The sequence below is a fragment of the Microbacterium xanthum genome, from assembly GCF_034531355.1.
Classification (GTDB): Bacteria; Actinomycetota; Actinomycetes; order Actinomycetales; family Microbacteriaceae; genus Microbacterium; species Microbacterium xanthum.
The window spans coordinates 351,175-373,292 of the sequence record NZ_JAWHUE010000002.1; the positions used below are offsets into that span (position 1 = coordinate 351,175).

The 22,118-nt window shown below is 67.6% G+C and carries 20 protein-coding genes; 14 read left to right on the forward strand and 6 right to left on the reverse strand.

The annotated features are described in order from the left end of the window. Positions 1-27: 27 nt before the first annotated feature. The 5 genes from RZO50_RS07280 to RZO50_RS07300 form a co-directional block, all read right to left on the reverse strand. Positions 28-582, reverse strand: a complete 555-nt coding sequence (locus tag RZO50_RS07280; protein ID WP_322599050.1) for a VOC family protein — start codon at positions 580-582, stop codon at positions 28-30. A gap of 27 nt (positions 583-609) precedes the next feature. Continuing rightward, the gene (locus RZO50_RS07285; protein WP_322599051.1) at positions 610-2,343 is read right to left on the reverse strand and encodes a dihydroxyacetone kinase family protein; all 1,734 of its coding nucleotides are present in this window, start codon (positions 2,341-2,343) and stop codon (positions 610-612) included. A 65-nt stretch (positions 2,344-2,408) separates the two neighbouring features. After that, positions 2,409-3,188, reverse strand: coding sequence for an HAD-IA family hydrolase (locus RZO50_RS07290; protein WP_322599052.1), 780 nt, complete (start codon positions 3,186-3,188; stop codon positions 2,409-2,411). 1 nt (position 3,189) lies between these two features. Then, on the reverse strand, positions 3,190-4,050 hold the full coding sequence (locus tag RZO50_RS07295; protein ID WP_322599053.1) for a class II fructose-bisphosphate aldolase: 861 nt from the start codon (positions 4,048-4,050) through the stop codon (positions 3,190-3,192). Between the two features lie 99 nt (positions 4,051-4,149). Then, positions 4,150-5,991: a GAF domain-containing protein gene (locus RZO50_RS07300; protein ID WP_322599054.1), complete on the reverse strand. Its 1,842-nt coding sequence runs from the start codon at positions 5,989-5,991 to the stop codon at positions 4,150-4,152. Positions 5,992-6,162: 171 nt separating this feature from the next. Here RZO50_RS07300 and RZO50_RS07305 point away from each other — a divergent pair, with 171 nt between their 5' ends. The 10 genes from RZO50_RS07305 to RZO50_RS07350 all read left to right on the forward strand — a co-directional run bounded on the left by RZO50_RS07305 (position 6,163) and on the right by RZO50_RS07350 (position 17,803). After that, complete coding sequence (locus RZO50_RS07305) at positions 6,163-7,155, forward strand: 6-phosphofructokinase (RefSeq protein ID WP_322599055.1); 993 nt, start codon at positions 6,163-6,165, stop codon at positions 7,153-7,155. A gap of 137 nt (positions 7,156-7,292) precedes the next feature. Next, the gene (locus RZO50_RS07310) at positions 7,293-9,485 is read left to right on the forward strand and encodes an alpha-ketoacid dehydrogenase subunit alpha/beta (RefSeq protein ID WP_322599056.1); all 2,193 of its coding nucleotides are present in this window, start codon (positions 7,293-7,295) and stop codon (positions 9,483-9,485) included. Next, entirely contained in the window at positions 9,485-10,807 is a 1,323-nt protein-coding gene (locus RZO50_RS07315; protein ID WP_322599057.1) for a dihydrolipoamide acetyltransferase family protein, read from the forward strand. The genes RZO50_RS07310 and RZO50_RS07315 overlap by 1 nt, the downstream gene beginning before the upstream one ends. 128 nt (positions 10,808-10,935) lie before the next feature. Then, a complete protein-coding gene (locus RZO50_RS07320) occupies positions 10,936-11,991 on the forward strand; it encodes a substrate-binding domain-containing protein (protein WP_322599058.1) in 1,056 nt (351 codons plus the stop codon). 60 nt (positions 11,992-12,051) lie between these two features. Then, on the forward strand, positions 12,052-13,614 hold the full coding sequence (locus RZO50_RS07325) for a sugar ABC transporter ATP-binding protein (protein WP_322599059.1): 1,563 nt from the start codon (positions 12,052-12,054) through the stop codon (positions 13,612-13,614). Further along, entirely contained in the window at positions 13,611-14,639 is a 1,029-nt protein-coding gene (locus RZO50_RS07330; protein WP_322599060.1) for an ABC transporter permease, read from the forward strand. The genes RZO50_RS07325 and RZO50_RS07330 overlap by 4 nt, the downstream gene beginning before the upstream one ends. Before the next feature lie 11 nt (positions 14,640-14,650). After that, positions 14,651-15,721, forward strand: coding sequence for an ABC transporter permease (locus RZO50_RS07335; protein WP_322599061.1), 1,071 nt, complete (start codon positions 14,651-14,653; stop codon positions 15,719-15,721). Continuing rightward, complete coding sequence (locus RZO50_RS07340; protein ID WP_322599062.1) at positions 15,718-16,470, forward strand: triose-phosphate isomerase family protein; 753 nt, start codon at positions 15,718-15,720, stop codon at positions 16,468-16,470. Before RZO50_RS07335 ends, RZO50_RS07340 begins: the two co-directional genes overlap by 4 nt. Beyond that, positions 16,451-17,281, forward strand: coding sequence for an HAD-IIA family hydrolase (locus tag RZO50_RS07345; protein WP_322599063.1), 831 nt, complete (start codon positions 16,451-16,453; stop codon positions 17,279-17,281). Before RZO50_RS07340 ends, RZO50_RS07345 begins: the two co-directional genes overlap by 20 nt. A gap of 123 nt (positions 17,282-17,404) precedes the next feature. Then, entirely contained in the window at positions 17,405-17,803 is a 399-nt protein-coding gene (locus tag RZO50_RS07350) for an SdpI family protein (protein WP_322599064.1), read from the forward strand. A 9-nt stretch (positions 17,804-17,812) separates the two neighbouring features. Here the strand turns inward: RZO50_RS07350 and RZO50_RS07355 are convergent, their stop codons facing one another. Beyond that, positions 17,813-18,736 (reverse strand): alpha/beta hydrolase, encoded by a 924-nt coding sequence (locus RZO50_RS07355; protein WP_322599065.1) that lies wholly within the window; start codon positions 18,734-18,736, stop codon positions 17,813-17,815. A 154-nt stretch (positions 18,737-18,890) separates the two neighbouring features. On the opposite strand from RZO50_RS07355, the gene RZO50_RS07360 reads away from it, so the two are divergent. From RZO50_RS07360 to pstA, 4 genes are all read left to right on the forward strand, one after another. Then, entirely contained in the window at positions 18,891-19,028 is a 138-nt protein-coding gene (locus tag RZO50_RS07360; protein ID WP_322599066.1) for a hypothetical protein, read from the forward strand. Between the two features lie 190 nt (positions 19,029-19,218). Further along, positions 19,219-20,166 (forward strand): PstS family phosphate ABC transporter substrate-binding protein, encoded by a 948-nt coding sequence (locus tag RZO50_RS07365; protein ID WP_322599067.1) that lies wholly within the window; start codon positions 19,219-19,221, stop codon positions 20,164-20,166. A gap of 29 nt (positions 20,167-20,195) precedes the next feature. Then, positions 20,196-21,152: a phosphate ABC transporter permease subunit PstC gene (gene pstC / locus RZO50_RS07370; RefSeq protein ID WP_322599068.1), complete on the forward strand. Its 957-nt coding sequence runs from the start codon at positions 20,196-20,198 to the stop codon at positions 21,150-21,152. Beyond that, on the forward strand, positions 21,152-22,069 hold the full coding sequence (gene pstA, locus RZO50_RS07375) for a phosphate ABC transporter permease PstA (RefSeq protein ID WP_322599069.1): 918 nt from the start codon (positions 21,152-21,154) through the stop codon (positions 22,067-22,069). Before pstC ends, pstA begins: the two co-directional genes overlap by 1 nt. Positions 22,070-22,118 lie beyond the last annotated feature (49 nt).

The following is a 22,118-nucleotide window of genomic DNA, read 5'->3' on the forward strand; positions in this document are numbered from 1 at the left end:
ACGCGTCGAACGGTTCGGGCAGGCCGATCACTGCTTGGTCTCGTCGACCTTCGCCGGGTGGAACAGTCGTGTCGTCCCGGCCGCCTTCGCCTCATCGTCCACGACGGTGCCGTTCGGCGCCGAGACCACCTCGAGCTGCATCCCCCACGGGGCCATGAAGTAGCACCAGGTCAAGCCCAGGTTGGGCCCCTCGGTGTAGCTGGTCGGTTCCCCGAGGACTTCGACACCCTGCTCGCGCAGGTAGGCGATCGCTTCGTCGATGTCGTCGACATAGAAGGCGAGGTGGTGTCCGCCGATGTCACTGTTCTTCGGCGGTGTCGCGGCCTGGTCCGGTGCGTCGTACTGGAAGATCTCCAGGTTGCTGCCGTTGCCGAGGCGCAGATAGCGGAACTCCTTGATGACCGAGCGCGGATGCACCCGCAGGTGCTCGGTCATCCAATCGGTGTCGTCGTTTCGGAAGTCGGTGGCGGCGACGAACAGCTCTTCCGCGCCGAGCACGTCGATGAAGAAATCGCACGCTTCATCGATGTCGGGGACGGTGAAGCCGATGTGCTCCATGCCGCGGATTCCGGGGATTGCCATGGTGTCTTCCTCCTTGCGAGCGAAAGCTCAGACGGTCTGTTCGGTACGGGATGCCTGCACGACGCCGGCCATGGTCTTCGCCGCCAAGGCGAACGACACCGCACCGGGGTCGGGGTGGCCGACGGAGCGATCCGACAGCACCCGCGCGCGACCGAGGCGCGGCGACAGGTCAGCCGTGGCGGTGGCGGCGGCTTCCGCGACGTCGGCCGCCGTCGTCCATGCCTCGGCGGTGGATGCGCCGTCGGCGACGGCCGCGGCGAACGCGTCGGCGAACGGGACCATCGCGTCGAGCATCGTCTTGTCTCCGACGCTTCCGCCGCCGAGGCGCTTGATCGCCTCGACGAGTGCAGCGAGAGCCTGGGCCTGACGGTCGCGGTCGACCCGTGCGGTGTCGCCGAGCACGTTGCCGGCCGCGGTCAGTGCGGCACCCCACAGCGCGCCGGACGCACCTCCGGCGTTCTCCGACCAGCGGTCACCGGCGCCGACCAGCACGGTCTGGGCACCCGCTCCCTGCTCGAAGAGCTCACGCGCGGCTTTGGCTGCCGCAGCGGAACCGCGCGTCATGCCGATGCCGTGGTCGCCGTCGCCGGCGATCGCGTCGAGGTCACCCAAGGCGATCGCGTTCGCCTCGATCGCTTGGCTGATCAAGGTCAGTCCCTCGGTGACGATCCCCGCCGTCACACGTGACTCCTCGCTCGCGACGCGGCTGACCACCAGTTGCTCCGCCTCGGTGTTGAACACCACATCGCTGGGGAGGGGCTCGGCCATCGGTGTGCGTCGCCTGTACGCGGGTGTGTCGCACTCGGCGAAGTAGTAGGGCTCCAGCGTCTCATCGAGCCAGACCAGCGTGAGCGAGACCCCACCCATGTCCAGAGATGTCATGAATTCGCCCACTTCGCCTTCGGCGATGTCGACACCGGCATCACGCAGTCGATTGGCCACGGCTGTGTAGGTGACGAACAGCTCCTCGTACTTCGCCGAGCCCAGGCCGTTGAGCATCGCCACCACCCGGGAGCCGTCGGTGGGTCGCTCCTCGAGGAGCCGATCGACCAGGAGTGCGGCGACGTCATCCGCTGTCCCGAGCTCGGTCTCGTAGATACCCGGCTCGCCGTGCACGCCCAACCCCACGCCGATCTGTCCTTTCGGGACCTCGAACAGCGGGTGGTCTGCGCCCGGCAGGGTGCATCCAGAGAAGGCGACGCCGAAGGTCATCACGCGGTTGTTCGCATGGTGGAACACCTCGACGACCTCGTCGAGAGACAGGCCCGCTTCGGCCGCTGCGCTGGTTATCTTGAACACCGGCAGGCCCCCGGCGATCCCGCGGCGCATCTGCGGAGTGGCCGCCGGCGCCGACGCGACGTCGTCGGTGACGACCGCGGTGGCGACTTCGACGTCTTCCGCGCGGAGACGCTCGGCCGCCTGGCCGAAGTGGAGGACGTCGCCGGCGTAGTTCAGGTGGGCGATGAACACGCCCCCGCCCTGATCGGCGGCACGTGCGACGCTGACCGCCTGCGATGCGCTCGGTGACGAGAAGATGTTCCCGGTCACCACGCCGTCCAAGAGGCCCTGACCCACCCAACCGGTGAATGCGGGGTAGTGCCCCGTGCCACCGCCGGAGATCACGGCGACCTTCCCGGGACGCGATCGCGTCGCCCGGACCACGCCGCCGAAGACCGCGCGCACGTACTGCGGGTTTGCCTCGACGAATCCCTCGGCCAGTTGCCGGGGGAAGTCTTTCGGGTCGTTGAGCAGTGTTGTCATTGTGGATTCAACTCCTTCGTTGAAAGGTCGGGTGCCGGTGGCTCGGGTGTCGGAGCCGCTGGCGCTCAGGGGTGGGTGGGGTGGGTCAAGACACGGTCGAGGGTGTGCAGGTCGACGCGATCGCCGTGGAACACGTCCAGAGGATCGTCGATCACGTGGGTCGGGGTGCGATCGCAACCGAGCGAGTCGACGACGAGTGACGCGCCGGAGAAGTCGTCCCCCGCGGTGAAGCCACTGATGGTGACGATGGTCCGGAGCCCGGCAGCGCGGGCCGCGCGCAACCCGATGCCGCTGTCTTCGACGACCACGGCGTCGTCCGGGCTGACGGCGAGTTCGCGCACGGCCAGCTGGTAGATGTCCGGGGCGGGCTTCTTCTTCGGAACCACGTCCCCCGCGAAGACGCGGAACACCCGGGCCATCTCGTCGCCGACGGCGTGCCGGAGCACCGCTTCCACCGAGGGCTGCGCCGATGTCGAGGCGACCGCGAGCTTCCACCCCGCCTCGTGGGCTTCGCGGACGAGCCGTGCGACGCCGGGGCGGGCCGGTACAGCACCGTTTTCGATCAGGCGCGTGTACCGTGTGGTCTTCTCACGATGCCAGTCTGCGAGCAGCGTCGACTGCGCGGGCTCCTCGGAGGGAAGCCCCGCGGCGGCCACGAACGCCGGGGTGAGCACCGACCGCATGCGCTCCTTGCCGCCGCCGATTTTCACCTTCTCGGCGTAGGTGGGGACATCCCACTCCAAAGGGACCCCGAAGTGCGCGAAGGTGGCGTTGAAGGCGGGGAGGTGTCCGTCGCGTTCGGTGTCGGCCAGGACTCCGTCGCAGTCGAAGATGAGTGCGGGCACCTCAGGCCGCCTTCCCCGCGGAACCGAAGTCCTTGGCGAGCCCGACGACCAGATCGACGACCTCCTCGCGGGTGGCGGAGAACAGCGAAGGCGGATCCCACTTGTCGCGCTCGCGTGCACCTTCGAGGAACTGCAGAGACGACTTCATGTACGTCTCCTTCAATGCCGTGGAGATGTTCACCTTGGCGCACCCCCGGGCGATGAGTGCGTGGAATTGTTCCAGGCTCAAGCCGCTGCCGCCGTGCAGCGCGATCGGGATGGACCGGGCCGTGACGATGTCCTCCACCCGCTGATAGTCCAGCACCGGCGCAGCCTTGTACGAGCCGTGGGCGTTTCCGATCGACGGTGCGAACACGTCGACGCCTGAGCGGTCGATGAAATCGAGGCACACATCGAGGGCCTGTCGCGCCGCCTCCTCGTCGGAACCGTGCCCGTCCTCGACGCCGGTGATCGACTCGATCTCCCCCTCGACGTGCGCCCCGTACTCGCGAGCTTCCGCGACCACCTCGATCGTCTGCCGCAGATTCTCGGCGACCGGCATCTCGGACGCATCGAACAGCACCGAGTTCCAGCCGTTGCGGAGGCACTCCGTGACCACCTCGCGATCGGGGCAGTGGTCCAGGTGAAGGCACACCGGAACCTCGATCCCGTCGGTCATCGTCCGCCACATCGCGGCGAGGACCGGCGCGCCGATGCTCCGTACCGTCTTGACCGAGGTCTGCACGATGACCGGCGATCGCGCTTCGACGGCGCCGGCGAGGACCCCCTCCATCGTGAGGTCGTTGAAGATGTTCACCGCCGGCACGCCGTACCGCTCGGTGAATGCCGTTCCGAGGATCTTCTCGAGAGAAACCACGCCCATGTATTCGCTCCCATCAGGTTGCTCTCACGCTATTCGGGGCGCGGAAGAGCGGCCATGAGGGGTGTCCCCCCTCGGGAGTAGGGGAATCACGTAGGGTGCTCAGAAGGTCGGAGCGGTCTCGCCCATCCCGGCGAGCATGGTGCGGTTGTGTGCCCCGCACTTGCGTAGCAGTGACCCGACGTGCTTCTCGACGGTCTTGACCGAGATCCCCAGCTCGGTGGCGATCTGCTTGTCGGCCATCCCCTTGGCCACGAGACCTCTGACTTCGACCTCACGGGCGGTGAGGCGCTCGCCCGGCGATGTGGCACTGCCGCCGTTGTCGAGCAGGTGCTCGTACAACCCCGCATCGATCATCGCGACGCCTTCGCCTGCCGCGACGATGCTCCGGGCGATGGCGTCGGGGGAGGAACGCTTGGTGAGGTATCCGCGCACCCCCACATCGCGGGTCAGGCGGATCTGGTCGACGTTGGGTGACTCCATGTACGCGACGATCGCGGCCCGGCTGTTGACGGCTTTCAGACGCTCTGCGATCTGCGGGAGCGCACGCTCGTGGGTGTCGAGATCGACGACGACCACGTCGGGGGCCACCTGATCGATACTCGCGAGCAGGTCGTCCGAGTCGTGACCCTCGGTGACGATCTGCATCGACGGCTCGTGCAGCTGCAGCACCCGAACCAAGCCCGCCGAGACGAGGGGTTGGGTGCTGGAGATCAGCACCCTCCACGGGGCCGTCGTGGGCGTGGCGATCGCGTCCGGCATCTCCGGCAGCACCACGCGGACTTTCGTGCCCCATCCCTCGATTGATTCGATGTCGAGCTCACCGCCGAGATGGGTCACTCGGGAAGAGATACCGTGCAGTCCGAGTCCGCCCGCGGGGGAGCGGGGGCCGGTGTACCCGTGGGAGGCCGGGACGAACCCGCGACCGTCGTCTTCGACGAGGAGCGTGACCGAGTGCGAGCTGTAGAGGAGCCCCACCCGCACCGTCGCGGCGCGCGCGTGGTTGACCACGTTCGTCAGAGCCTCCTGCGCGATCCGCAGCAGTTGGTGGGAGACTTCGGCCGACACCTCGCGCCGTGAGCCCGACACCGACAGTGCCGTCTGCAGCGGCGCGACCGATGACACCCAATTCAGCTCGTCGGACAGCGCCTGCTCCAGCGTCCCACCCTCGAGGGCGGTCGGTCCGATGCCGGCGGCCGTGCGGCGGGCTTCCATGAGCGCGGCCTCGGCGCGTTGCCGGGCCTCGTCGATGTGCTCGCGCGCCGGGTGCGAGGGGGAGAGGAGCTCGTTGGCCTGGTGCAGGTCGATGACCATCGACCGCAAAGCGTGGCCGACGGTGGATTGCACGTCGCGCACGACGCCCTCGCGTTCGTGCGCGACGGCGATCTCGCGGTCGCGCTTGGACAGTCGCGTGTGCATCTCAGCGTTGGCCAGCGCGATCGCAGCGTGGCTGGCGAACAGCTCCGCCAGTTCGGCGTCGGTCGTGGTGAACAGCCGATGCGGCTCGTCGCCGAAGATGACGCAGCTGCCGATGATGCGGTCGCCCCATCGGATGGGCACGCCGAGGACGGCGCAGCTCCAGCGCGGGTCGTCGGCGGAGATGTGTCCGGCGCTGATGGCCGAGTAGGAGTGCAGCACCACGGCGCTGCGCGTGCGCACGATCTCCCCCGTCACGCCCTGGTCGAGGGAGAAGGTCTGCCCTTCGGAGCAGCCGACGCCGACGTCGACGCGTTTGGTGTACGTGCCCGCGACCTCGTCGACCAGGCTGATCGATCCGGAATGGCACCCCAGCAATCGCGTGGCGCTCCTGAGGATGCGCTCCAGCAGCGGTTGGAGTTCGAACTGGCCCGCCAGCTCGGCGGCTGACTCGGTGATCGCACGAAGGTGCCCGGAGGGTGTCAAGACCTCGGGGGCGGTCTCTACGTACGCGAATTCCTGTGACATGAGCGGTCCTCCTCGACCGTCATCGGAGTGCGACGACTGATCCGGAGTGTACACCTCGCGGGTATGCGCGCCACCGTCGCCGGATTCCGCCGAGAGCGGGGTGTATTCCCTACGCGGCATCGGGGGAATCCCGTATGGGGGTGGCTGGCTCAGCAGGCTAGCGTCGTCGTCGTGGGCACCGCACGACGCCGATTCGGCGTTCTCGCGGGCGGCGATGACTATCCCGGACTCAACGGCGTGATCCGGGCTGCCGTCCTTCGGGGAGCGCAAGCGCACGAGGCCGACTTCGTCGGCTTCGTGGACGGATGGCGTGGTGTGCTCGACGTGCAGACCATCGAGCTCGGCTGGCGCGCGGTCCGCGGGGCCGCAGCGGCCCCGGGGACCGTCCTCGGGGCGTCGCCCCACAGCGACGCTGTGGCGCCACCGGATCTCGATGCCCTCGTGGCGGGCGTGCGCATGTCGAACCTCGACGGGCTGCTCATGGTGGGTGGGGAGCAGACCATGTCGGTGGCCGAATCGCTCTCGCGGGCCGGTGTCCCGGTGCTCGCGGTTCCGACGTCGGTCGAGAATGCACTCGGGTGCACGGAGCAGGCGCTCGGTTTCGACACCGTGGTCGGTGTGGGGGCGGAGGCGATGAGCCGGCTCCGCGCCGTCGGAGACGCCCAGCAACGGTGTGTGGTCGCCGAAGTCATCGGGCGCGATGCCGGCTGGATCGCCTTGTACGCGGCTCTGGCGGCGTCCGCCGACGTGGTGCTGATCCCGGAATGGCCGCAGACCAGCGAGCAGATCCGGGAGCGGCTCGGGATCACCGCCCGACGTGGCCACCTGGTCGTGGTCGCCGAGGGCTTCGCCCTCGCCGCCGAATCGTCGCAGGAGGAGGGAGCCGGTCGCCGGCTCCGCCAGATCATCGAATCGCACACGGGTGTCGAGCCGCTCGTCAGCGGCCTCGCGCCGGTTCAGCGCGGGGCTGCACCCACCGCGGCCGACCGAGTGCTGGCCGCGCAGCTGGGCTATGCCGCCGCGGATGCGCTCGTGCGCGGTCGGCACGGCGCGATGGCCACCGTGGCCGGCCACGACGTGAGGCTGTCGACATTGGAGGAGCGGGGCCGATCTCGCAGCGTCTCCCTCGAGCAGTATCGACGCTTCCAGTCACTCCTCGGGTGACCGGGGTGGGCGTCGGTGGGGTCATCCCTACCGCGACGGCGGGAAAGCCCGCATACCGGCGGTGTCATGCCGTCCCTAGCATCAGGACGAGGGTTGCATCGCCGCGGATGCCGACTCAGAGATCGAGGATGACCTAGATGACGACGAAGAAGAAGCTTGCTCCCGCTTCCCCGTGGGTGGAACTTCGCACCACCACGAAGGACTGGGACGCCGCAGACCCGGCCGTGCTGACCACGATGGCCACGCAGCTCCACCTGATCCGCGCGTTCGAGGAGAGCGTGCTCGACCTGGCAGGGCAGAAGCTCATCAACGGCCCGGCACACTCCAGCATCGGGCAGGAGGGCGGGGCGGTGGGATCGATCCTTCCCCTGACGGTCGCCGACCAGATCAACGGCTCCCATCGTGGGCACCACCAGTTCCTCGCGAAGGCGCTCACCGCCGTGCAACCTGACGGGTTCGACATGACGGCGGGGTTCTCCGACACCGTTCGAGAGGTGCTCTCGCGCAGCCTGTCGGAGATCTGCGGACTCGCCGCCGGCTACTGCGGTGGCCGAGGTGGGTCGATGCACCTGCAGTGGAAAGAGATCGGGGCCATGGGCACGAACGCCATCGTCGGTGGAGCCGTCCCGTTCGCGGCGGGCTTCGCATGGTCGGACCGGCACGCCGGCACGGACGCCGTCTCGGTGACCTACTTCGGTGACGGCGCGATGAACATCGGCTCGGTGCTGGAGAGCCTGAACCTCGCGTCGGCCTGGTCGTTGCCGGTGTGCTTCTTCGTCGAGAACAACCAGTACGCGGTCTCGACCACGGTCGAGGAGGCGACGGGTGAACCGCGCCTGTCGGCTCGTGCACTCGGGTTCAACATCCCGAGCTGGCGTGTGGACGGCATGGACCCCCTCGCGGTGCACCTGGCCATGGAGGAGGCGCTCGCGCACATGCGTGCGGGCAAGGGCCCGACGATGATCGAGGCCGACGTCTACCGTTACTTCCACCAGAACGGCCCCTTCCCGGGCAGCGCGTTCGGCTATCGCGACCGCGACGAAGAGGCATCCTGGCGTGGTCGCGACCCGCTCGAGGCCATCGGTGGACACCTGATCCGGCGCGGTATCGCCAGCGCGGACGATATCGCCGACCTGCGTGCACGGTGCAAGGCGATCATGTCCTCGGTCTGCGACGACCTGCTCGAACCCGACCCGGACCGCAAGGGTCAGCAACGCTTCCGGCTCGAGCTGTGGCCGGATCCCGGGGCGATCGATGAGGGTATCCGGGGCGACCTGTCGGAACTGGACGGGGCTCGCTACCTCGAAGCCGACGAGGTCACCGGCGCCACGACCTCCGTGCGGTTCGTCGACGCGGTCGCCGAGGTGATGTCGCGGCGCATGGCCGAGGATGAGCGCATCGTCGTCCTCGGGGAGGACGTCCACAAGCTCAGCGGAGGACCGCGTGGAGCGACGAAGGGTTTGAAAACGGCGTATCCCGACCGCGTGCTGGGAACGCCGATCAGCGAGGCGGCCTTCAGCGGTCTGGCCGGAGGTATGGCGCTGGACGGGCGCTATCGTCCGGTAATCGAGCTCATGTACGCCGACTTTGTGTGGGTCGCCGCTGATCAGCTGTTCAACCAGATCGGCAAAGCGCGTCACATGTTCGGCGGCCATCACAGCATGCCGTTGGTGATGCGCATCAAGGTGGGCACTCGCACCGGTTACGGATCCCAGCATTCGATGGACCCCGCCGGGGTGATGGCCTCTTCCGCCGGGTGGCGCATCGTGGCGCCTTCGACACCCCACGACTACGTCGGAGCTATGAACGCCGCTCTGCTGTGCGAGGATCCGGTCGCGGTGCTCGAGCACGACGCCGACCTGTACCGCGCCGAAGGCGAGATTCCCGAGGGCGATCTGGACTACCTGCTGCCCGTCGGATCCGCCGCCGTGCGCCGCACGGGCGAGGCCGTGACGGTACTGACCTACCTGTCGATGGTCGCGCCGAGCGTGGAGGCGGCGGAGAGGAGCGGCGTCGACGCGGAGGTCATCGACCTTCGGTGGCTCGACATGGCCAGTGTCGACTGGGCGACCATCGAGCAGAGCATCACGAAGACGAACCGGGTGATGATCGTCGAGCAGGGATCTCGCCAGACCTCCTACGGGGCGCTCTTGGCCGATGAGATCCAGCGCCGGTACTTCGATTGGCTGGACGCACCCGTCGCGCGGGTCTCCGGAAGTGAGTCGTCGCCGAGCATCAGCAAGGTCCTCGAAGAGGCGGCTCTCGCGAACGCGGACGACGTCGCGGCGGGCCTGACCAGACTCGCCTTCGACACGGAAGGGGCCGACTGATGGCCAGTGCGCTGCGGATGCCCGGTGTCTCGGCCGATTCCGAGGAGGCGGTGCTCGTCGAATGGTCCGTCTCGAGCGGAGCGAGCATCGGTGAAGGCGACGCCCTCGCGGTTGTTGAGACCGAGAAGGCCAATGTCGACATCGTCGCGGACGCCGCCGGAACCGTATGGCGACTGCTCGCCGAACCCGGCGAATCGGTCGTGGTGGGAAACCCCATCGCCGTCGTCCTGGCGGCGGGGGAGGGCGACGACGCGGGAGAAGCGCTGCTGACGAGCCTCGGACTGGGTGATGGCGACGACGCGGGATCCGACTCCGAAGCCTCCGACCCCGAGCGCGCACCAGCGCCCGAGCGTGCCCTCGACACCGCACCCGCCGGCGAACCGGCCGCGGCCGCGGCGTCGAGTGCCGTCGCGCCGAGCCCCGCGGGAGAGGGGCGACGACTGTTCGCCTCACCCCTGGTGCGCCGGTTGGCTCACGACGCAGGCGTGTCGCTGGAAAGCGTGCCCGGAAGCGGTCCGCACGGCCGTGTCGTCAAACGTGACCTCGAGAAGGTTCTGGCAGCCCCGGAAACCTCGCTCCCGTCCACGCCACCCCCGGCTGCGCCGACCCCGGCTTCGGCACCCGTGACCGAGGCCACCCCCGCGGCGGAGGGCGACATCCCCCACACCCGCATGCGGCGCGCCATCGCGACCGCGCTGGCGGCGAGCAAGCAGCAGTCCCCGCACTTCTACCTGTCTCGAAGCGTGCGCATGGACGCCCTGCTCGACCTGCGCGAGACCATCAACGCCGCGTCGACCACACGTGTATCGGTCAACGATTTCATCGTCAAAGCGATCGCGGAGGCGTTCGTGTCGGTCCCCGAGGCCAACGTCATGTGGCTCCCCGACGCGGTCAGACCCCTTCCCTCGATCGATGTCTCCGTGGCCATCGGCAGCGAGAAGGGCCTGGTGACACCCGTTGTCCGCGACGTCGATCGGCTACGACTGACGGAGGTCTCCAAACGTGTGCGGGACTATGTCGCACGTGCCGACGAGGGACGCCTCCGACAGGAGGACCTCGAGGGAGGGTCGTTCACGGTGTCCAATCTCGGCATGTTCGGTGTGGAGGAGTTCTCCGCGATCATCAACCCGCCGCAGGTCGGCATCCTCGCCGTCGGGGCCATCGTCGAGACGCCCGTGGTCGAAGACGGCGGCATCGTGCCCGCCCGCGTGATGAAGGTGACGGCGTCGTTCGATCACCGTCCGATCGACGGGGTGCTGGGTGCCCGGTGGCTCGCGGCGTTCGCCGCCGCCCTGGAGAACCCCTACACGCTCCTGGCCTGACGCCCTCTCGGCGGGTGGGGGAGTCCCTACCCGCCGATAGGGAAAGCCCCAATTACGGGGTCGGAGGGCACCTGGAAGCGTGAGAAACGACAAGCGATGTCCTGTCGCAAGTTCAAGGGAGAACGCGCATGAAAATCAAGCACACCCGGCGCTCGGTCGCCGCTGCAACGATCGGCATCGCGGCGCTCGCCGCCGCAGGATGCACCACCGTCGGCGCCGGCGACGGCGGCGACGCCGGATCCGGTGACGACGACGGCAAGTACCGTATCGTCACCGTCTCGAAGGTCGAGGGGATCACCTGGTTCCAGCGGATGTCCGAAGGCGTCGACATGTTCAACGACGAGTATTCGGACGAGGTCGAGGCCTACCAGACCGGCCCGGACTCGGGCGACCCCGCTCAGCAGGTCCAGATCGTCGAAGACCTCATCGCCCAGCAGGTCGACGCCATCATCGTCGTCCCCAACGACGTGCTGGGAATCGCCCCGGTGCTGGAACGCGCACGCGAAGCGGGCATCATCGTCGGGGTCACCGAGGCCACGCAGCTCGTGGGCACCGACTCCATCGACTACGACGTGGAGGCCTTCTACAACGCCGAGTTCGGCGCCGGATTCGGTCAGCAGCTCACCGAGGCGATGAACTGCGAAGGGGAGTACGCCACGAGCGTGGGCCTGCTCACCAGTGAGTCGCACATGGAGTGGCTCGCTGCGGCCAACGAGTACATCGCCGAGAACTGCCCCGACATGGTCAACGTCTCGCCGACGCCGTACGAGAACGAGAACGACGACCAGGTCAGCCGCGACCTCGCCGAAGAGATCCTCAGCGCGTATCCCGATCTCGGCGGGTATTTGGCGACCACCCCGTCGGGTGGATCCGGCATGGCCAGTGCGCTCCGCGACAAGGGGCGTCAGGACGTCCAGGTCGTCGCCCTGACCCTGCCGTCCGTGGCCGGTCCCGACCTCGAAGAGGGGTACATGTTCGCCGGCCAGGGATGGGACCCCGCCGGGTGGGGATGGGCCCTCAACGACGTCGCCCTCCGGATGCTCAAGGGTGAGGACGTCGCCACCGGGACGGATCTCGGTTGGCCTGGATACGAAGAGGTCGTGGTCGACGGTCAGCTCATCATCGGCAACGACATCCAGCAGTACTACCCGGGTGACTTCGCCGACGGCGACTACCCGTTCTGATCCCTCGCGGGCGGCGCATTCCGTGCGCCGCCCGCTCGGAAACCGCACAAAGGAGTCGCGTTGCCCGAGACGAACCCCGCCGCATCGTCGCCGCTGCTGTCAGCACGTGGCCTCGAAATCTCCTTCGGCGGAATCCAAGCCCTTCGCGGTGTCGACCTCGACATCGCACCCGGAGAGATCCACTGCCTGGCCGGCGAGAACGGGTCGGGTAAGTCGACCTTCACAAAGATCGTCGCGGGCGTCTATCAGGCCGACGCCGGTGAGATCGCCTTCAACGGTGAACCCGCGCACTGGCACCATCCGAGCGACGCGGTCGCGGCGGGGATCCAGGTCATCTACCAGGATCTGTCGCTGTTCCCTCACCTCTCGGTGGCGGAGAACATCGCCGTCAACCACATGATGCAGGATCGCTCGCCGATCATCAGCCGCAAGCGGATGCGGACCATCGCGAAGGAGCAGTTGGAGCGGATCGGGCTGGACCTGCCGCTGGATGCTCCGGTGGGCTCGCTGTCGATGGCCAATCGTCAGCTGGTCGCGATCTGTCGGGCACTGAGTATGGACGCGCGCCTGTTGTTCATGGACGAACCAACCACGGCGCTGACCAATCGTGAGGTTTCACGACTGCTCGAGATCGTCCTTGACCTCAAACGACGGGGACTGTCGATCGTGTTCATCAGTCACAAGCTCGACGAGGTCTTCTCCATCGCCGACAACATCAGCGTCTTCCGAGACGGGATCAAGGTCGGCGACTTCGCGGCGGCCGACCTGGACGAGGTCGCGCTGAGTCGCCACATGACCGGTCGCGACGTGACCTATGAGCGTTATCACCGCACCCAAGACGACGATCGCCCCGTCCTCGAAGTCAAGGAGCTCGCGCGCGAGGGGCACTACACGGACGTCACCTTCGACGTGCGCCGCGGTGACATCCTCGGTGTCATCGGGCTGCTCGGTTCGGGCCGCACCGAGATGGCGCTGTCGTTGTTCGGACTGAATCATCACACCGGAGGCTCCATTGTCGTCGACGGCGAGCCTGTGACCATCCGCGCTCCGTGGGACGCGATGCGGCACGGAATCGCACTCGTCCCGGAAGACCGTCACGAGCAGGGGCTCTTCGGCAAGCAGTCCGTGGCGGTGAATGCCACGGCGACCATGCTCGAACGAATCCTGACGTCGGTGCGCACGCTGTCGCCGGCGAAGGAGAGAGCTCTGGCCCAACGGGTCGTCGACGAGATGAAGGTGAACAACCGGGACATCGACACCCGGGTGTCGAACCTCTCCGGCGGAAACCAGCAGAAGGTCGTCATCGGCAAGTGGCTCTTCCGTGATCCGAAGGTGTTCATCCTCGACAGCCCCACGGTGGGCATCGACATCGGATCCAAGTCCGAGATCTACGACCAGATCCACCGGCTCGCCCGAGAGGACATGGCGGTGATCATGATCTCCGATGAAGCGGAAGAAGTTGTGGCCAACTGCAACCGGATCCTCGTGATGCACGACGGTCGCATCCTGCGCACCTTCGAGGAGGAGGAGATCCGCGCGGAGGGATTCCGGGATCGCCTCGACGGGATCATCTCCAATCCCGACGATCAGGATCAGCCCGAGCAGCAGGAGGTGGCGCGATGACCCGTTCGCCGTTCGCCGCGGTCTTTCACCGCAAGATGACGACGATGGAGAAGATGCTCTCGCTCATCATCGTGGGCTACATCATCCTCGTCGCCACACAGAGCGCGAGCTTCTTCACCATCTCGACGCTCTTCGATCTCATCCGCTCGGGCGCCGCCCTGACGATTTTCGCCTTCGGCGTGCTGATCGTGTTCATCTCCGGGGGTATCGACGTCTCCTTCGCCGCGATCGGCATCGTCGCCGGGTACTCCGCGGTCCTGATCTCCAAGGCGACCGGTGTCGATGACATCCTGTTCATCATCGTGGTCGCCGTCGCCATCGGGTGCGGCCTCGGCTCGATCAACGCTCTTCTGATCCATCTCCACAACCTCCCGACGCTGATCGTCACCCTCGGCACGGCCAGTGTGTTCCACGGCGCCATGGCGCTCCTCCTGGGCATGGAGACCTTCACCCGCTCCGGCGTACCCCAGTCGATCCTCGACTTCGGGTCGGCGCGTTTGTTCACCGTGGGCGGCGAGTCCGGACAGGCGGGCCTGTCGATCTTCCTGCCCCTCGTGATCGGTGTCGGTGTGCTCACCTGGTTCCTGCTGTATCGGACCCGGATCGGGCGTTCGGTCTACGCGCTCGGGAGCAACGCCGAGTCGGCCTCGCGGGTGGGGATGAGCATCCTCAAGACACAGCTGTTCATCTACATGTACGTCGGTGCCCTGTCAGGGCTGGCCGGCATCGTGTACTTCAGCGGTCTGGCCTATATCAACCCGGCGGCGTTGATCGGAACGGAACTCGCGGTCATCGCGGCGGTCGTGATCGGCGGGGCGAAGCTCACCGGCGGAGAGGGGACGATCCTCGGCACCGTCCTCGGCGTCATGATCTGGCAGCTCCTGCAGAACACGCTCATCCATCTCGGGCTCGACTCGTCGTTCCAGGACCTCTTCTTCGGTGCGGTCCTCGTCGCGATCCTCGGGTTCATCTATTTCCGGCAACGCCAGGCGAACCGACGCGCTCTGGTCTTCTCGTCGAACTGAAGGGCCCACCCATGAACAGGTTCACCACCTTCCTCGCCCGCGACAAGGACTTCACGGTACTGGCGATCACCACCATCGTCGTCACCTTCGCGCTGTACATGCTTCTGGGTCAGCGGGTGTTCTCGCTCGCCGGCGTGCAATCGATGTCGATCCAGGTGAGCGAGTTCGGCCTCCTGGCGATCGCCATGGGCTTGGCGATGCTCACCGGCGGCATCGACCTCTCGATCGTCGCGGCGGCGGGGTTGGCAGGGGTGATGGCCTCGCTCGCGATGAGCGGCCAGATCATCCCGGTCACCGAGGACAACTCGGGAATGCTGTTCGTGCTCGGCGTCGTCGTCGCGCTCGTGACCGGGTTGTTGACCGGCCTGCTGAACGGCCTGATCATCGCCAAGCTGTCGGTCCCGCCGATCCTCGCCACGCTGGGCACGATGATCCTCTTCACCGGGATCGGCATGGCCATCACCACGGGAAACAGCGTGGGGATCCTCGTGGGGGGATTCTCCGACATCGCCGCGCTCGCGATCGGTCCGGCGCCGCTTGTGTTCGTGATGCTCATCGTGGTCTTCGTCGCTGTCGGGCTCACGCTGACCAAGACGCGCTTCGGGCGGCGGATCTACCTCTTCGGCGAGAACGACGTCGCGCTGCGGTTCTCCGGTGCGCGGACGGAACGGACGATCATCTTCACCTACATGCTGATCGGCATCATCGTCGGGCTCGCCGCGATCGTGATCATCGCGCGGGCGAACTCGATGCGGGTCGGTTTCGGAGAGTCCTATCTGCTTCAGACGATCCTCGCGGTCGTCCTCGCGGGGTTCAATCCGTTTGGCGGCAAAGGGCGGATCGTCAGCCTCGGCTTCGCGCTCGTGCTGCTCCAGACCCTTTCGACCTCGATGACGGCCTTCGGCTTCTCGCCGTACGCCAAGAATCTCATCTGGGGTCTGATGCTCCTGCTGGTGATGGTCGTCACGTACTACGTCAATCGTCCGAGGGCGAGGGGACGACACCCCAGGGACATGAGTGGCGGACTGGTCGCCCCGACCGGGACGTTCCCGACAGTGCGGAGCAAAGCAGGAGCTCGATGAGTCGTCCGCTCGGCAGGCGGGTCATCGGTGTCGGACTCAAGATGTACCTCGACCATCACGACACGTTGCGATGGGCCCACCGCCTGGGCGGCGCGGTCGAGGGGCATCCTGCCCTTGCCGATGGATCGACGACTCTGGTCGTGCTGCCCACGTTCCCTTCCTTGGTCGAGGCGCGCACGCTCATCGCGGACAAGGCGGTCTCGATCGGCGCACAGAACGTCGCCGCCGACGATCGCGGGGCTTTCACCGGCGAGGTCAGCGGGGTGGAACTGCGCCAGATCGGGTGCGAGTTCGTCGAGATCGGTCACGCGGAGCGCCGACGTCACTTCGGTGAGGGTGACGAGTTGCTCGCGCGCAAGTGTGGGGCGGCATGGCGAAACGGTCTCGTTCCCATCGTCTGCGTGGGGGAGCAGGTGCGGGTCGGTCCGGACGCCGCTGCCGACGAGTGCGTGCGCCAGCTGAGGGCGATCACCGGAGGAGGCTCCTCCGGGAAGAAGCTCGTGGTCGCCTACGAGCCCGTCTGGGCGATCGGCGCATCCCGACCAGCTTCCAACGACCACATCCGGCATGTGTGCGCGGCACTCCGTACCAGTGTCGACGCGGACGCAGCCCGCGTGATCTATGGAGGCAGCGCGCGGCCTGGAATGCTCGGTGAGCTCGGCGGAGCGGTCGATGGGCTCTTCCTCGGTCGGTCTGCTCACGATGTGAGGGCGGTCGCGGCGGTTCTCGATGAATGTCTTTCGCAGTGACGGGACGCCGCTGGCGGGCGTCGATGCGTTGTTCCTCGACCTCGACGGGGTCGTCTATCGCGGGCGAGCCCGGATTCCGCACGCGGTGGAGGTCATTCGGCGCGTTGCGGAAGCCCTGCCCGTTCTCTACCTGACAAACAACGCCTCCCGCACGCCGGAAGAGGTCGCTCGCCGTCTCCGGGAGTTCGGTCTTGCCGCAGGCCCCGACGACATTGTGGCGAGCCCGCACGTCGTCGTCGACCTCCTTCGGTCGTCGGTGCCGACGGGGGCGAGAATCTTGGTCGTCGGCGGACAGGGACTGGTCGATGCCATTCGCTCGGCCGGGTTCGTCCCGGTCTCCCGTGCATCCGAATCCCCGGACGCGGTCGTTCAGGGGTTTGACCGGTCCGTGTGCTGGCCCGACTTGGCCGAGGCCTGTCTCGCGCTGGCTCCCCGGGGCAGAGCGAGCGAGATTCCGTGGGTCGCATCGAACGGCGACCTTTCGTTGCCCGTCGAGGGCGGAAACGTGCCGGGTAATGGCGCACTGGTCCTGGCGGTCCGAGTAGTTGTCGGTCGGGATCCTGTCTTCGCGGGCAAGCCGGAACGGGGCATGTTCGACCTCGCATGTGCCCGAGTCGGCGCGAGGGCGCCCTTGGTGGTCGGGGATCGTCTCGATACGGATATCGCCGGAGCCCGCCGGGCAGGTCTGAGGTCGGCTTTGGTTCTGACGGGCATCACGACGAGGCGGGATGTGGCGGCAGCCCCTGTTGACCGGCAACCTGATTTCATCTTCGAAGACCTCCGCGATCTGTTCGGCACGTCCGCGACCTGACGCTGCGACGGACGCTCGGTGGGGAGGGGTGAGAGCGTTCTCATAGACGGAGGGAAAGCTTGGTCCCGGCGGCTGTGTGCCGATATGGTCAGCAGGTTGGACATTCGGGGGGATGGAAAACCGATGCTGTTGATCACCGGGATCGTGCTCGTTCCGGCCGGCCTGCTCATGCTGTGGGTGGCGTGGGCGAGCCGACGCGATCGTCTGCGCCGCAACGGCGCCGTCGGCGTGCGCACGCCGCTGACGATGGAGTCCGATGCCGCGTGGTTCGCCGCTCAGCGGGCTGCGGCCTCGGCGACCGCCATCGGCGGGTGGGGGGCGCTGCTGGGGGGAATCGGGGCGATCGTGATGGCGATCGTCGAGACCAGTCGCCCGGGCCTGTCCTTCCCGTTCGCGATGGCCACCTGGACGCTCCTCGCCCTGGGTGCCGCGGGGTGGAGTCTCGCATGGACCCTCATCGGCGCCGGGCGCGGTACCCGCGCCGCGGAGGCGCTGTGCGCCGCGCCGGCGACATGCGCGTGAGCGCCGACGTCACGCGGACGCGGTGTCGAGGCGTGCGGCCAACCACGCCGTCGCGCGGTCGACGAGCTCCGATGCCAGGTCGGTCTGCCACGCCCACGATTCGAATCCGTGCGGTGCCCCCGACACCACATCGAGCGTGACGTCGACCCCCGCCTGTCGCAGGCGGTCCGCGTAGGCGACGTCTTCGTCGTGGAACAGCTCGATGTCCGTCGTGTACACCCACGCCGGTGGGAGGCCGCGAAGGTCGTCGCGCCGTGCCGCCGCGGCATAGGGCGGTCCTTCGGCTCGGCCGAAGCCGTCGCCGAGGTACGCGCGCCATCCGACGAGATTGGACCTGTTGTTCCAGACGGGGTGGTCGACGGCGTCCCGGGGGCGGTCGGCGGCGGTGCGGTCGTCGAGCATGGGGCACCACAGCCACTGCGCCGCGACGACAGCGCCCTCGTCGTGAAGGCGCTGCACGAGGGCCGCGGCGATGCCGCCGCCGGCGCTCTGCCCGCCGACGGCGATGCGGCCCCGGTCGATACCCAGTTCCCCGGCGTGACCGTCCAGCCACGTGAAGCCCGCGGCGGCGTCGTCGAGCGCGGCGGGGAAGGGATGCCGTGGCGCGACCCGATAGTCCACCGAGACGACCACCGCGCCGGTTCGCGCGGCCGTCACGCCGCACAGCCGGTCGTCCATCGCGGGTGCGCCCATGACCAGTCCGCCGCCGTGCAGCCACAGCAGGGCGCCACCGGCCGGTCGCCGCGGCGTGTACACCCGCAGTCGGACGCCGCCCGTGCGCACCGTACGACGCGCGACCCCCGGCACGCGGGTTCCGGGGCTGACCCGCGTCAGGCGCGCCATCGCCCGGCGGTACAGCGGGTTCTCGAGGTGGAACCGGGGCACGCGGCGCGTCGCGGCGCGCAGGGTGGGGTCGATGCGGTCGATGTCCATCGGCACTCCTTGTCTCGAGTCGCGCAGGCCCAGGCTATCCCGCGCTGAAGGAGGCAATATGCCCAAGATGAGGCTGCTCTGCGCTGACGATCTGCTCAGGTTCGCCCGGTACAGTGAGCAGGACTCTTACCGATTCGAAGAAAGGTGACTCGAGATGGAATTCGCATGGGAAGCGGCCGTGGTGATCGCCGCGATCGCGGCGCTGGGGGTTGTGACGCTGCGGGAGACCGTCCGCGACGGCTACCGGGCGCGAGTGACCCGCACCATCTACGACACCCGTCGGCCGCAGTAAGCGGTCCGCGCCCAACGGTTTCAACGCCCCCGCCGATCCGGTGGGGGCGTTCTTCGTCCCCGCGAGCGGTCGCGTTCACCCGGCGTTCACATAGAAGGTCTTCTATCTGTTTCGGATAGATGAGCTTCTATCTGACTGTTGTCCCGACAGTCGTCCACCAAGAGGCCCACCCGGCCGGAGGAACATCACCGTGAAGAAGACCACAGCAAGCGCCGCGCTCGCGACACTGACCATGGCCGCTCTCGCCCTGAGCGCATGCGGCGGCCAGGAGACCGGCACCACGACCTCGGCCGACGGCGGACTGTCGGGCTCGGTCACCACCGATGGCTCGTCGACCGTCGCGCCGCTCACCGAAGCAGCCGCCGACCTGTACCGCGACGAGGAGCCGGGCGTGAACGTCTCGGTGGCCACCTCGGGCACCGGCGGCGGGTTCAAGGCGTTCTGCGCCGACGAGACCGACATCTCCAACGCCTCGCGTCCGATCAAGGACGAAGAAGCCGAAGAGTGTGCCGCCAACGGTGTCGAGTACACCGAGATCATCGCCGCCAACGACGGCCTCTCGGTCATCCTCAACCCCGAGAACGACTGGGCGACCGACCTGACCGTCGAGCAGCTGCAGACCATCTGGGCGCCCGAGTCCGAGGGTGAGGTCACCAGCTGGGCCGATGTCGACCCCAGCTTCCCCGACGTGCCGCTCGCCCTGTTCGGCGCCGGCACCGACTCCGGAACCTTCGACTACTTCACCGAGGCCGTCAACGGTGAGAGCGGTGCGATCCGCACCGACTACAGCCCCTCGGAGGACGACAACATCACCATCCAGGGCGTTGCGGGCGACGAGGGCGGCATCGGCTTCCTCGGCCTCAGCTACGTCGAGGAGAACGAGGGCGTCATCATCGCCGCCTCCGTCGACGGCGTGTACCCCTCGGTGGAGACCGTGCAGGACGGCACCTACACCCCGCTGGGTCGCCCGCTGTTCATCTACGTCAACAACGCCTCCTACACCGGCAACGAGGCGGTGAAGTCGTTCGTCGACTTCTACGTCGAGAACTCGCTCGAGGTCGCCGACCTGGCCCTGTTCGTCCCGCTGACGGATGACCAGATCACCGTCGCGCAGGAGGAGCTCGCCTCCCTCGGCTGAGCCCCGGCTTCGTCTGAGAGATCACTTCGATGACAACCGTCACCGACAAGCCCGGGGGTGCGAGCATCGGCTCGGACCCCCGGGTCCTGCCCGCCTTCGCCGGACGTGCGCGACCCGGCGAGGCGATCATCCGGGCCGTCCTGCGCCTTGCCGCCGGCCTCACGATCGTCACCACCATCGGCATCCTCATCGCGCTGCTGGTGCCCTCGATCAGCTTCTTCCTCGAGGTCCCCGTGTGGGACTTCCTGTTCGGAACGCGCTGGGCGCCGCGCTTCGCCGACGCCTCCTTCGGGGTGCTGCCGCTGGTCACCGCCACGCTGTGGACGACCCTCATCGCACTGGTCGTCGCGGTGCCGTTCGGCCTCGGCGCGGCCATCATGCTCGCCGAGTACGCCAGCCCGCGTGCGCGCAAGGTCCTCAAGCCGCTACTGGAGATCCTCGCCGGCGTCCCCACCGTCGTGTACGGCTTCTTCGCCCTCCAGTTCGTGCAGAACGTCGTGCTGAAGGACTGGCTGAACCTGCCGACGGGTGCCTTCAGTGTCCTCGCGGCCGGGCTTGTGATGGGTGTCATGATCATCCCGACCATCGCGTCGATCTCGGAAGACGCCATGTCGGCCGTTCCCACCGCGATGCGACAGGGAAGCGCGGCCCTCGGCGCCAACCGCATGCAGACCTCGTTGCGGGTGGTCTTCCCTGCGGCGCTGTCGGGCATCGTCGCCGCCGTGGTGCTGGGCGTCTCCCGTGCCGTTGGCGAGACGATGATCGTCGCGATCGCCGCCGGAAACCAGGCGCAGATCGTCACCAACCCCCTCGAACAGGGGCAGACGATGACCGGCTTCATCGCCAATGCCGCCCTCGGCGACTCGCGCGTGGGGAGCCTGGAGTACAACACCTTGTTCGCCGTCGGCCTGCTGCTGTTCCTCATCACCCTGCTGATCAACTTCATCAGCATCCGACTCGTCCGCCGCTTCCGGGAGGCCTACTGATGTCCCTCGCGACGAAGGACCGCACCCGTGAGGTGCGCATCACCGACAAGCTGGACACCAGCGGGCGCAGCGGTGAACGCAAGCCCGGTCCGCTCCTGTTCTACATCGCCCTGTGGCTGTCGCTGCTCATCGCCTTCGCGGTGCTGGCGACGCTGCTCGTGACGATCCTCCTCGACGGGTGGACCAAGCTCACCCCGACGCTGTTCACGAACTACCCCGCCGCCGACCCCGACGAGGCCGGAGCGCGCCCGGCGATCCTCGGCTCGCTGTGGGTGATCGCCACCACCGCCGTGATGACGTTGCCGCTGGGTATCGCCGCTGCCATCCACATGGAGGAGTTCGCCGACAAGAAGAACTGGTTCAACCGGCTGATCGAGCTCAACGTGCAGAATCTCGCCGCGGTGCCCTCGATCATCTACGGTCTGCTCGCGCTCGGATTCCTCGCGATGCTGCAGGTGGCGAACAAGAACATCGTCATCGGCGGCGCCCTCGCGCTGTCGCTGCTGATCCTGCCGGTGATCATCATCTCCACCCGCGAGGGGCTCCGGGCGGTTCCCGGCGAGATCCGTGACGGATCGCTCGCGCTCGGTGCGACGCGGTGGCAGACCGTGTGGCGGCAGGTCCTCCCGGCCTCGGTGCCGAGCATCGCGACCGGCTCGATCCTCGCGCTCTCGCGAGCGCTCGGTGAGGCCGCTCCGCTGCTCGTGCTCGGTGCGCTCGTCTACATCACCTTCGACCCGAACGGTCTCATGAGCGGGTACACGACCCTCCCGATCCAGATCTTCAACTGGACCGGGCGCCCGCAGGAGGGGTTCCACCAGCTCGCCGCCGCGACCAGTGTGCTGCTGCTCGGCGTGCTCCTTCTCATGAACGCCTTGGCCATCTTCATCCGCAACAAGTACCAGAAACGGTGGTAACCGTGAGCGACACCTCCACGACCCAGGACCAGCCGCACCCGCACTTCCA

Coding starts and splice junctions, on each gene's coding strand:
- RZO50_RS07280 (WP_322599050.1), bottom strand. CDS start 582: ATGGCAATCCCCGGAATCCGCGGCATGGAGCACATCGGCTTCACCGTC.
- RZO50_RS07285 (WP_322599051.1), bottom strand. CDS start 2,343: ATGACAACACTGCTCAACGACCCGAAAGACTTCCCCCGGCAACTGGCC.
- RZO50_RS07295 (WP_322599053.1), bottom strand. CDS start 4,050: ATGGGCGTGGTTTCTCTCGAGAAGATCCTCGGAACGGCATTCACCGAG.
- RZO50_RS07300 (WP_322599054.1), bottom strand. CDS start 5,991: ATGTCACAGGAATTCGCGTACGTAGAGACCGCCCCCGAGGTCTTGACA.
- RZO50_RS07310 (WP_322599056.1), top strand. CDS start 7,293: ATGACGACGAAGAAGAAGCTTGCTCCCGCTTCCCCGTGGGTGGAACTT.
- RZO50_RS07315 (WP_322599057.1), top strand. CDS start 9,485: ATGGCCAGTGCGCTGCGGATGCCCGGTGTCTCGGCCGATTCCGAGGAG.
- RZO50_RS07320 (WP_322599058.1), top strand. CDS start 10,936: ATGAAAATCAAGCACACCCGGCGCTCGGTCGCCGCTGCAACGATCGGC.
- RZO50_RS07330 (WP_322599060.1), top strand. CDS start 13,611: ATGACCCGTTCGCCGTTCGCCGCGGTCTTTCACCGCAAGATGACGACG.
- RZO50_RS07335 (WP_322599061.1), top strand. CDS start 14,651: ATGAACAGGTTCACCACCTTCCTCGCCCGCGACAAGGACTTCACGGTA.
- RZO50_RS07340 (WP_322599062.1), top strand. CDS start 15,718: ATGAGTCGTCCGCTCGGCAGGCGGGTCATCGGTGTCGGACTCAAGATG.
- RZO50_RS07345 (WP_322599063.1), top strand. CDS start 16,451: ATGAATGTCTTTCGCAGTGACGGGACGCCGCTGGCGGGCGTCGATGCG.
- RZO50_RS07350 (WP_322599064.1), top strand. CDS start 17,405: ATGCTGTTGATCACCGGGATCGTGCTCGTTCCGGCCGGCCTGCTCATG.
- RZO50_RS07355 (WP_322599065.1), bottom strand. CDS start 18,736: ATGGACATCGACCGCATCGACCCCACCCTGCGCGCCGCGACGCGCCGC.
- RZO50_RS07360 (WP_322599066.1), top strand. CDS start 18,891: ATGGAATTCGCATGGGAAGCGGCCGTGGTGATCGCCGCGATCGCGGCG.
- pstC (WP_322599068.1), top strand. CDS start 20,196: ATGACAACCGTCACCGACAAGCCCGGGGGTGCGAGCATCGGCTCGGAC.
- pstA (WP_322599069.1), top strand. CDS start 21,152: ATGTCCCTCGCGACGAAGGACCGCACCCGTGAGGTGCGCATCACCGAC.